The organism is Sphingomonas sp. (assembly GCF_019242355.1).
GTDB lineage: Bacteria > Pseudomonadota > Alphaproteobacteria > Sphingomonadales > Sphingomonadaceae > Sphingomicrobium.
On sequence record NZ_JAFAVR010000053.1, the window covers coordinates 1 to 9,927 of the forward strand.

Annotated in this window: 8 protein-coding genes and 1 pseudogene; 6 read left to right on the plus strand and 3 right to left on the minus strand. The window is 64.9% G+C overall.

Translation table 11 applies throughout. The annotated features are described in order from the left end of the window. From JOZ79_RS02260 to carA, 3 genes and pseudogenes are all read right to left on the minus strand, one after another. Positions 1-686, minus strand: a pseudogene (locus JOZ79_RS02260) (carbamoyl phosphate synthase large subunit); the annotation flags it as partial. Next, a complete protein-coding gene (locus JOZ79_RS02265; protein ID WP_294070008.1) occupies positions 687-938 on the minus strand; it encodes a hypothetical protein in 252 nt (83 codons plus the stop codon). Between the two features lie 405 nt (positions 939-1,343). Continuing rightward, entirely contained in the window at positions 1,344-2,615 is a 1,272-nt protein-coding gene (carA, locus tag JOZ79_RS02270; RefSeq protein ID WP_294070010.1) for a glutamine-hydrolyzing carbamoyl-phosphate synthase small subunit, read from the minus strand. 143 nt (positions 2,616-2,758) lie between these two features. On the opposite strand from carA, the gene JOZ79_RS02275 reads away from it, so the two are divergent. The 6 genes from JOZ79_RS02275 to JOZ79_RS02300 all read left to right on the plus strand — a co-directional run bounded on the left by JOZ79_RS02275 (position 2,759) and on the right by JOZ79_RS02300 (position 9,583). Continuing rightward, a complete protein-coding gene (locus JOZ79_RS02275; protein WP_294070012.1) occupies positions 2,759-3,211 on the plus strand; it encodes a GatB/YqeY domain-containing protein in 453 nt (150 codons plus the stop codon). 127 nt (positions 3,212-3,338) lie between these two features. Continuing rightward, positions 3,339-3,818 carry an endonuclease domain-containing protein gene (locus JOZ79_RS02280; RefSeq protein WP_294070014.1) on the plus strand — a complete coding sequence of 160 codons (480 nt, stop codon included), beginning with the start codon at positions 3,339-3,341 and terminating at the stop codon, positions 3,816-3,818. Beyond that, positions 3,815-5,650: a DNA primase gene (gene dnaG, locus JOZ79_RS02285; protein WP_294070017.1), complete on the plus strand. Its 1,836-nt coding sequence runs from the start codon at positions 3,815-3,817 to the stop codon at positions 5,648-5,650. Before JOZ79_RS02280 ends, dnaG begins: the two co-directional genes overlap by 4 nt. A gap of 11 nt (positions 5,651-5,661) precedes the next feature. Further along, positions 5,662-7,719 (plus strand): RNA polymerase sigma factor RpoD, encoded by a 2,058-nt coding sequence (gene rpoD, locus JOZ79_RS02290; RefSeq protein ID WP_294070019.1) that lies wholly within the window; start codon positions 5,662-5,664, stop codon positions 7,717-7,719. 32 nt (positions 7,720-7,751) lie between these two features. Next, positions 7,752-9,233 carry a PAS domain-containing protein gene (locus JOZ79_RS02295; RefSeq protein WP_294070022.1) on the plus strand — a complete coding sequence of 494 codons (1,482 nt, stop codon included), beginning with the start codon at positions 7,752-7,754 and terminating at the stop codon, positions 9,231-9,233. A gap of 50 nt (positions 9,234-9,283) precedes the next feature. Next, on the plus strand, positions 9,284-9,583 hold the full coding sequence (locus tag JOZ79_RS02300) for a hypothetical protein (RefSeq protein WP_294070024.1): 300 nt from the start codon (positions 9,284-9,286) through the stop codon (positions 9,581-9,583). Positions 9,584-9,927: the final 344 nt, after the last annotated feature.

Sequence of the window (9,927 nt, forward strand, 5' to 3'; positions counted from 1 at the left end):
ATGGCGTTGTCCGCGCGGTCGCGGACCACCTCCATCTCATATTCCTTCCACCCCACCAGGCTCTCGTCGATCAGCACTTCGGTGGTCGGCGATGCCTCCAGGCCCGAGCGGACGATCGCCTCATATTCCTCGCGGTTATAGGCAATCCCGCCGCCGGTCCCGCCAAGAGTGAAGCTCGGGCGGATAACCGCCGGCACCCCAACATGGTCGAACGCCGCCCAGGCTTCCTCCATCGAATGGACGATCGACGAGCGCGGGCTTTCAAGGCCGATCTTGTCCATCGCGTCGCGGAATTTCTGCCGGTCCTCCGCCTTCTCGATCGCCTGCGCATTGGCGCCGATCAGCTCGATCCCGAGCCGGTCCAGAGTCCCGTCCTTGAAGAGCGCCAGCGCGGTGTTGAGGCCGGTCTGCCCGCCCATGGTCGGCAGGATCGCGTCCGGCCGCTCCTTCTCGCAGATCTTGGCGACGATCTCGGGCGTCACCGGCTCGATGTAGGTCGCGTCCGATAGCTCCGGGTCGGTCATGATCGTCGCCGGGTTCGAATTGACGACGATGACTCGATAACCCTCGGCTTTCAAAGCCTTGACGGCCTGACTTCCCGAATAGTCGAACTCCGCCGCCTGGCCGATGACGATGGGGCCGGCGCCGATGATGAGGATCGAGGAGATGTCGGTGCGCTTGGGCATCTAGTTGGCGGCTTCCGGAGCAAGATGAATGACGACCAGGTGCATGTGGTTGCGGTGCGCCCAGCCATAGACGCAGGCCCGCTGTGGCCCGGTGACGCCCGTGTTCATGATGAACAGCAAACGCGTCTCGGTCGCGTCCTGCATCACGTCCCCGCCGGACAATCCGCAGCCGGTCGCGACGGTGGCGAGTTGCTCGTCGGTGTGCATCTGGGCCGCGGCGCATCCAGCCAGGCTGAATATCAAGGCAAACATAGGGAGTTTGCTTTTCATGTGGCCAGACCGTTCACTGGACATCGTCCGGGTGCGCCCACCGATATTTCACTCCCAGATGCAAGTTGTTCTTCCGGGCAGACTCAATGATACATTCAAGCGAAGAGTAGTTCTGGCGAACCAGTGGAACGGTCGGGACCATCGGCTGCGCATCGCCAGGCGTAAGAATCTCGATTTTCCGGGCGCCGCAGAGTCTGAACACATTAAATTCACTCTTCGAAGGAGCCACGCCTGTTTCGATGCCCTTCTCTTTGATCGGACTCGGCAGAAATAGGTAAGCTACAGTCCTGTCGTGGATCGTCGTTGGCGTAAGATACCAGTTGGCAAATGCGAAGATGAGCGTTGCGGCAATCGCTCCGAGGGCAGCCCAAAAAATTCGAGCCGCCCTCACCGCATCATCCCGACGAACTTCTCGAACAGATAGAAACTGTCCTGTGGGCCGGGACTCGCCTCGGGGTGATATTGCACGCTGAACGCCGGACGGTCGGTCAGCTCGATCCCGCAATTGCTGCCGTCGAACAGCGACACATGCGTCTCGCGCACATTGTCCGGCATCCCTTCGCGCTCGACCGCGAAGCCGTGGTTCATGCTGGTGATCTCGACCCGGCCGTCCTCGAGCCGCTTAACCGGATGGTTGGCGCCGCGGTGGCCCTGGAACATCTTGCTCGTCCGGCCGCCAACCGCCAGCGCCAGCATCTGGTGGCCAAGGCAGATGCCGAACAGCGGCTTCTTCGTCTCCAGCATCTTGCGGATCACTGGCACCGCATAGTTCCCCGTCGCCGCCGGATCGCCCGGCCCGTTCGACAGGAAGAAGCCGTCCGGCTCATGCGCCATGATCTCGTCGAAGCTCGCCGTCGCCGGCACCACCGTCACCCGAGCACCCGCCTCAACAAGGTTGCGGAAGATATTGCGTTTGTTGCCATAATCGATCGCGACCACGTGGGGGCGATCTTTCTCCCCTCCCGCTTTGCGGGAGGGGCCGGGGGCGGGAATGTTGGCTGAAGAGGACAGTCCCTCCCCCTCGGCGCTGCGCGCCTCATCCCCTCCCGCTAGCGGGAGGGGAGTTTCGACCTCGTACCCCCGCCCCCACGCCCACTTGCCGCCAGACCACCGCTCCACCTGCTGGCGGCTGACCTCCTTGGCGAGATCCATGCCCTCGAGCCCCGGCCACTCCACCGCCAGGCGCTGCAGCTTCTCGACGTCGAACTTGCCGTCCGTCCGGTGGGCTATCGCAATGTTCGGCGGCCCCTCGGTCCGCACCAGCTTGGTCAACGCCCGGGTGTCGACGCCGGCGATGCCGATCCGCCCCCATTTCGCCATCCACTCGGCAAACCCCTCGTTGGCGCGATAGTTGGACGGCTCCGTCACCACCTCGCGCACCAGGCAGCCGAGCGCGTGCGCCTCGCCCGCCTCGACATCCTCATCGTTGGCGCCGACATTGCCGATGTGCGGGAAGGTGAAGGCGACGACCTGACGCGCGTAGCTGGGGTCGGTCATGACCTCCTGATAGCCGGTCATGGCGGTGTTGAAACACAGCTCGCCGACCGCCTCGCCTTCGGCGCCGAAGCCCTGGCCCCAGACGGTCCGGCCATCGGCGAACACCACGACTCCCGTCGCCCCCTCAGGTTGGGGCGCAGGCGTGAGTCGAGCGTCGGCCATGGGCGGGAGAAGCCTCTCGTCGTCGGTTTTGCAGCAATGTCGCTAAGGCGTCGTCGCTAGGCAGATTCGCTGCTCCGGTCAACGGCTGGTCAGCCCGGAAATGCACCGCTAGGGCTGATCGTTTCCGCTGACAGAGACGCACCATGATCCGCGACGACATCAAGGCCGCAACCATCGCCGCGATGAAAGGCGGCGACAAGGAAACGACGGCGACGCTGCGGCTAGTCTCGGCCGCGATCAAGAACCGCGACATCGAGGCCCGCACCGGTGGCGCGCCCGCCGACGACGACCAGCTCGTCACCGAAGTCCTGCAGAAGATGGTCAAGCAACGCCGCGAGTCGGCCGAAATCTATCGAAAGAACGGCCGCGACGACCGCGCCGTCACCGAGGAAGGCGAAATCACCGTCATCGAGCGCTTCCTGCCCAAACAGCTTAGCGACGAGGAGGCCGAAGCACAGATCCGGGCCATCGTCGCCGAAACCGGCGCCACCAGCATGAAGGACATGGGCCGAGTCATTGCCCTGGTGAAGGAGCGGCTCGGCGGCTCCATCCAACCGGCGCGGGCGAGCGCGCTGGTGAAGGCGACGCTAAGCTAGTCACCCCCCCTCCCGCTTGCGGGAGGGGAAGAGCCGCGCAGCGGCGAAGGGGTGGGCACGATTCGCCACTGTGGATAATTCCCCGCTCCCGCTTGCGGCAAAGGCCAAGGGTAGGCATCTCTGAATCATGCCGCAGCTCGATCCGCGTCCGACCAAGCGCGCACAGGAATTGCGGAACAATGCCACCGACGCCGAACGTAAACTCTGGCTCCGTCTCAGCCGTCGCCAACTGGACGGATTCAAATTCTCGCGCCAGATGCCGGTTGGGCCCTTCATCTGCGACTTCCTTTGCCGGGAGCGAATGATAGTCGTCGAGCTCGACGGCAGCCAGCATGCGGAAAACCCGCGCGATGTCCGCCGGACAGCGTATCTCGAAGCCAGGGGCTATCGAGTTGTCCGCTTCTGGAACCATGAGGTTTCGGACAACATCGACGGAGTCCTGACCGTCATCCTGGCTGAGCTTCGAGCCCGCCGATCGCGCTTCCACACTCCCCTACCGCTTGCGGGAGGGGACGAGCCGCGCAGCGGCGAAGGGGTGGGCGCGAACTCGTACGACTCACCCACCCCCCGGCCCCCTCCCGCAAGTGGTAGGGGGAGTTGGCGATGACCCTCTCCCCCGCCTTCCTCGACGAACTTCGTGCTCGCACCGTCCTCTCCGCCGTCATCGCGCCGACCGTGAAGCTCATCCGTGCCGGCCGCGAGTGGAAGGCCTGCTGCCCGTTCCATAACGAGAAAACGCCGAGCTTCACCGTCAACGACGACAAGCATTTCTACCATTGCTTCGGCTGCGGCGCGCACGGCGACGCGATCCGCTTCCTGACCGACAATCGCGGCATGCCGTTCATGGACGCGGTGAAAGAGCTTGCGGCCAAGGCCGGGCTCGACGTCCCTGCCCCCGACCCGCGCGCGCAGGAACGGTCCGAGCGCACCTCGACCCTGACCGACGTCATGGGCGAGGTCGCCAGATGGTTCGCCGAGCAGCTCCACGGCATCGCCGGCGCCGAAGCCCGAGATTACCTGAAGGGTCGCGGCATTGACGCCGCCGCCGTCCAGCGCTTCGGCATCGGCCTCGCGCCGGAAGGCCGCAACCACCTCAAGCGCGCCCTCGCCCACCTTGGCGAGGACAAGCTGGTCGAGACGGGCATGCTGATCCGGCCGGAGGAGGCCAACAAGGACACCTACGACCGTTTCCGCGGGCGCCTGATGATCCCGATCCGCGACCCGCGCGGCCGGGTCATTGCGTTCGGAGGGCGAATCCTCGGACCTGGGGAGCCCAAGTACCTGAACTCCCCAGACACGCCGCTCTTCGACAAGGGCCGCACGCTCTACAACGTCGACCGTGCCTCGCCCGGCAGTCGAAGTGCAAGACGCCTGATCGTCGTCGAGGGCTACATGGACGTGATCGCCCTCGACCGCGCCGGCATCGCCGAGGTCGTCGCCCCCAACGGCACCGCCGTCACCGAAGCCCAGCTCGAGCGCATGTGGCGCCTCGACCCGTCGCCGATCCTGTGCTTCGACGGCGACAATGCGGGGCGCAAGGCGGCGATCCGCGCCGCCCTGCGCGCCCTGCCCCACCTCGCCCCCGACCGCACCCTGCGCTTCGTCGAGCTGCCGGCGGGTCAGGACCCGGACGATGTGATCAGGAACGGCGGGCGTGAAGCCTTCGAAGCCCAACTCGCAAGGGCCGAAAGCCTCGACGCGAGATTGTGGCGTCATGAAGTCGAAGTCGAACCCCTCGCCACGCCGGAAGCCTGGGCAGCGCTCAAGCAGCGGCTGCTCGCCCATGCCAGTGCCATCGGCCACGCCGACCTCGCCCGGATGTACCGCGAGGACTGGCTGCAGCGCTTCGACTCCCTCCGCCGTCCGCAATTCGCCCCCCGGGGCAGTCAGCAGCCGGGCCGCGCCAGCTTCAAGGGCGGCCGCTTCGTGCCGCCGGAGTCGCCCGTCGGCGGCGAGGCCCGCGCCATTGCCTCCAGCGGCATCGACGCCCCGACCGCCCGCGCGCTCATCCTCGGATTCGCCAACTATCCGGAGGAGCTTCCCGCCCATTGCGAGCAACTCGCCGCCTTGCCGATCGCCGACCGCGGCACTGCTCACATGCGGGACGAGTTGGTCAACGCCGCCTTCTCCGGTGCCGCGCTTGATCGGGGCGCCCTGGTCACTATCTTGGGCACCGATGGAGCATTGGCCGGCAAGGGCCCGCGCGCCATGGGTTTTTCCTTCACCCGCCGCGACTGCGACCCGGACCGCGCCAGAAGCGATCTGGCGGCAGCGGTGGAGATCATCGCCGCGGCGGAGGAAGTGGAGACGGCCCTTGGCGCTGCAACCGAACGGCTGAAGCGGGATTTGACCGACGACGCTCTTGAGGAACAGCAGCGCCTGATCGGGGCGCAACAGGATTTGAGACAACGGCTGGCGCAGCTTGCCGGCACCGACTAACGGCGGACATGATGGCGAACAACGATACCCAGGAAGTCGAGACGGCCGATGCGGGCGATGCCCCGCTGATCGACCTCAACGATGCCTCGATCAAGAAGATGATCGCCCGCGCCAAGAAGCGCGGCGTCGTTACCTACGAAGAGCTCAACGAAGCCCTGCCCCAGGACCAGATGTCGTCCGAGCAGATCGAGGACATCATGTCCGCGCTCAACGACATGGGCATCAACGTCGTCGAAAGCGCCGAGGACGGCGAGGACGAGGAGGACGACAAGGACAGCGAGCCCGCCACCTCGGACGACGAGGTCGATCCCCTCGACGATGGCGGCCCCCGCCCGGCCGCTGCGGTCAAGAAGGAGGCCGTCGACCGCACCGACGACCCGGTCCGCATGTACCTGCGCGAAATGGGCGCCGTCGAGCTTCTCTCCCGCGAGGGCGAGATCGCGATCGCCAAGCGCATCGAGGCCGGCCGCGACACCATGATCTGGGGCCTTTGCGAAAGCCCGATCACCTTCACCGCGATCATCGGCTGGTCCAACGCCCTCGACGAGGGCCGCATGCAGCTGCGCGAAATCCTCGACCTCGAGGCGATGCTGTCCAAGGGCCCGACCGCCGAACAAATCGCCGCCACCGAAGAGGGTGGCGAAGACGGCGACGGCGAGATCAGCGAGAAGGCCGCCGGCCCGTCGATCAAGGAAGAGGAGGACGTCCCCGACCAGCCCTCTGCCGACGCCGACGATGACGACGAGGACATGGTCGAGCGCCGCCAGCGTCCCCAGGCCGCCGAGGAGGAGGAAGAGGACAACACCCTCTCCCTCGCCCAGATGGAAGAAACGCTGAAGCCGCAGGCGCTCGAGAAGTTCGCCGCGATCACCGGCCTCTACAAAAAATTCTCCAAGGTCCAGTCGACCCGCATGGACAGTCTCGCCGCCGGCCAGGACTTCCCGGTCGCCGAGGAGAAAAAATACCAGAAGCTCCGCGAGCAGCTCACCGCCGAGGTCGAAAGCGTCCAGTTCCACGGCAGCAAGATCGAATATCTCGTCGAGCAGCTCTACAGCTACAACCGCCGCCTGACCGCGCTCGGCGGCCAGATGCTCCGCCTCGCCGAGCGCCACAAGGTGCCGCGCAAGGCCTTCCTCGACAATTATATGGGGAATGAGCTCGACGAGACCTGGCTCGACCGCGTCGGCTCCCTCGACAAGAAATGGACCGCTTTCGCCACCGGCGAGCGCGACACCGTCGACCGCATCCGCACCGAGATCAGCGACATCGCCCAGCAGACCGGCACCTCGCTCGGCGAGTTCCGGCGCATCGTCAACATGGTGCAGAAAGCGGAGCGCGAAGCCCGCATCGCGAAAAAGGAAATGGTCGAGGCCAACCTCCGCCTCGTCATCTCCATCGCCAAGAAATACACCAACCGCGGCCTGCAGTTCCTGGACCTGATCCAGGAGGGCAACATCGGCCTGATGAAGGCGGTCGACAAGTTCGAGTACCGCCGCGGCTACAAGTTCTCGACCTACGCCACCTGGTGGATCCGCCAGGCGATCACCCGCTCGATCGCGGACCAGGCGCGCACCATCCGAATCCCGGTGCACATGATCGAGACGATCAATAAGCTGGTCCGCACCGGCCGCCAGTTCCTGCACGAAACCGGCCGCGAAGCGACGCCCGAGGAGCTTGCCGAGCGCCTCTCCATGCCGCTCGAAAAGGTCCGCAAGGTCCTCAAGATCGCCAAGGAGCCGATCAGCCTCGAAACCCCGATCGGCGACGAGGAAGACAGCCACCTCGGCGACTTCATCGAGGACAAGAACGCGGTGATCCCCGTCGACGCCGCGATCCAGAGCAACCTGAAAGAGACGGTCACCCGCGTCCTGGCGAGCCTAACCCCCCGCGAAGAGCGCGTGCTCCGCATGCGCTTCGGCATCGGCATGAACACCGACCACACGCTTGAGGAGGTCGGGCAGCAGTTCAGCGTCACCCGCGAGCGCATCCGGCAGATCGAGGCGAAGGCGCTCCGCAAGCTGAAGCATCCGAGCCGGAGCCGGAAGATGCGGAGCTTCCTTGATCAATAACGGCCGCGCGGCGAACGTTGCCGCGACCTTCCATGGCTGAGTGCGCGAACGCGGCAATCGGCGCTGCGCAAGACCTGCCAATCGGGTTCGAGGCACTCATGGCGACCTCGCCGAACCCTTACGTGCTGCTCGACCGCGATCTCGTCATCGTTTGGATGAACGATGCGTATCTGCGGGTAACGATGCGGGCGAAGGACGAAATCCTTGGCCGGCGGATGTTCGACGCCTTCCCGAGCGATCCTGAATCCGAGAGCCACCGGCTGCTCCACCGGTCGTTCAATCGCGTTCTTGCCAGTGGCGAGCCGGACGAAATTGCCCTGATCCGGTACGACATTCGCAAGCCAGACGGCGCGATGGAGCGATTGTACTGGAGCGCCACTCACGTGCCGCTGTGCGACTCCGCGGGCCGGGTCACATACATCCTCCAGCATACCGTCAACGTCACCGAGCTTCACAATCTGCGGCGAGAGCGCGACGAGATCGGGATCATGAAACGCGCCCAGGCCGTGCAGGCGCGCAACAGCGATCTCGCCGAGGAAGGAGAGCGCCTCCGCGCATTGTTCGAGCAGGCTCCCGGGTTCGTTGCCGTGCTCAGCGGCCCGGAACATCGCTTCGTGCTGGCGAACCGCGCCTACGGCACGCTGATCGGTGGCCGGGACGTTGTTGGCAAGACTGTCGCTGAAGCACTGCCCGAAGTGGTCGAGCAAGGCTTCGTGGCGCTCCTCGACCGAGTTTATGCCGCGGGCAGAGCCTATATCGGCGAGCGGGCGAAGGTGGAGCTGGTTCGAGATGGTGGCAGCGACGCCGCGACTCGCTATCTCGACTTTGTCTATCAGCCGATCCTCGACACTTCTGGTCAAGTGACCGGTATCCTGGTCCAGGGGCACGACGTTACTCAAGGAGTCGAGGCCGAGGACAGGCAGCGTCTGCTGATCAACGAGCTCAATCATCGCGTGAAGAATACCCTGTCGATCGTTCAAGGACTCGCGACTCAGTCGTTTCGGCGGATCGAGGGTTCCGGGACCGCCCAGCATACGTTCAACGCCCGATTGAGCGCTCTCGCAGGCGCGCATAGTCTCCTTACGGATCGAGATTGGAAGGCCGGGCGACTGGCCGACATTCTCCGCAAGTCGATCGAGGCCACGGCGGGCCAAGATGCGAACCGCGTACAGCTCGATGGTCCAGACGTGATGCTCCCGCCTCAGCTTGCCCTCTCGCTGACGATGATCGTGCACGAACTCAGCACCAACGCCATCAAGTACGGCTCTCTGTCTCAGCCTGAAGGCAGCGTCTGTGTGCGATGGTTCACCGACGAGCAAGCGGACGGACGCCGGGTGAAGATCGCCTGGACGGAGCGTGGCGGGCCGCCAGTGCAGCCGCCAACCCGCCAAGGTTTCGGCACGCGCCTCATCGAGCGCGGACTGAGTGGGGAGACCGGTCGCGCGGTGATAGACTACGCTCCCGAAGGTCTGCGCTGTTCTATCGAAGTTGCGCTGCCGGACCACGCCGAGTGAGTGTGAAAGGTCTCTCTATCCTCGTCCTCGAAGATGAGCCGATCATAGCGTTGACGACGGAGGACTTGCTGATCGATGCCGGTGCCGATCCGACGACGGTCAGCACGATCGCCGATGCCGAGGACGCGCTCATGGCGCGATCGTTCGACCTGGCCTTGCTGGATGTGAATGTTGGACAGACCAACAGCTACGCCGTGGCCACGGCACTGAAAGCGCGTGGGATCCGTTTCATCTTTGCGACGGGCTACGGTGACGCTCTACACGGCGACGCGTTCGCTGGCGTCCCAACCATTACCAAGCCCTACGATCTGGCCGATATCGAGAGCGCGTTCGCGTCGATTCAAGACTGAAGGCGCCGCGGCTCACCCGTCGCACAGGCTCGTCAGTTTTCGCTGTCCTACAGTGGGGGTTCCGTGGCTTGATCGGAGTCATGCCGCAGTCCGATCCGACTTGCCCCGTTGAAGGTCACACGTCGACCGGCGTCTCTTCTCTCAGGCACGCTCAAATTCGCGCGATCGAACAACACCTTTGTGACCTTCAGGCGTTACCAGCCCATGACCATCATCCGCAGCGGCAGCCAGGCCTCCGCCAAAGGGTCGGCCGAATATTTTACGGGCGACGTTACGATCGAATGGCAATTCTCCCGCGACGATCCCGCCCGTCTTGCCGGCGCGATGGTCCGGTTCCAGGCCGG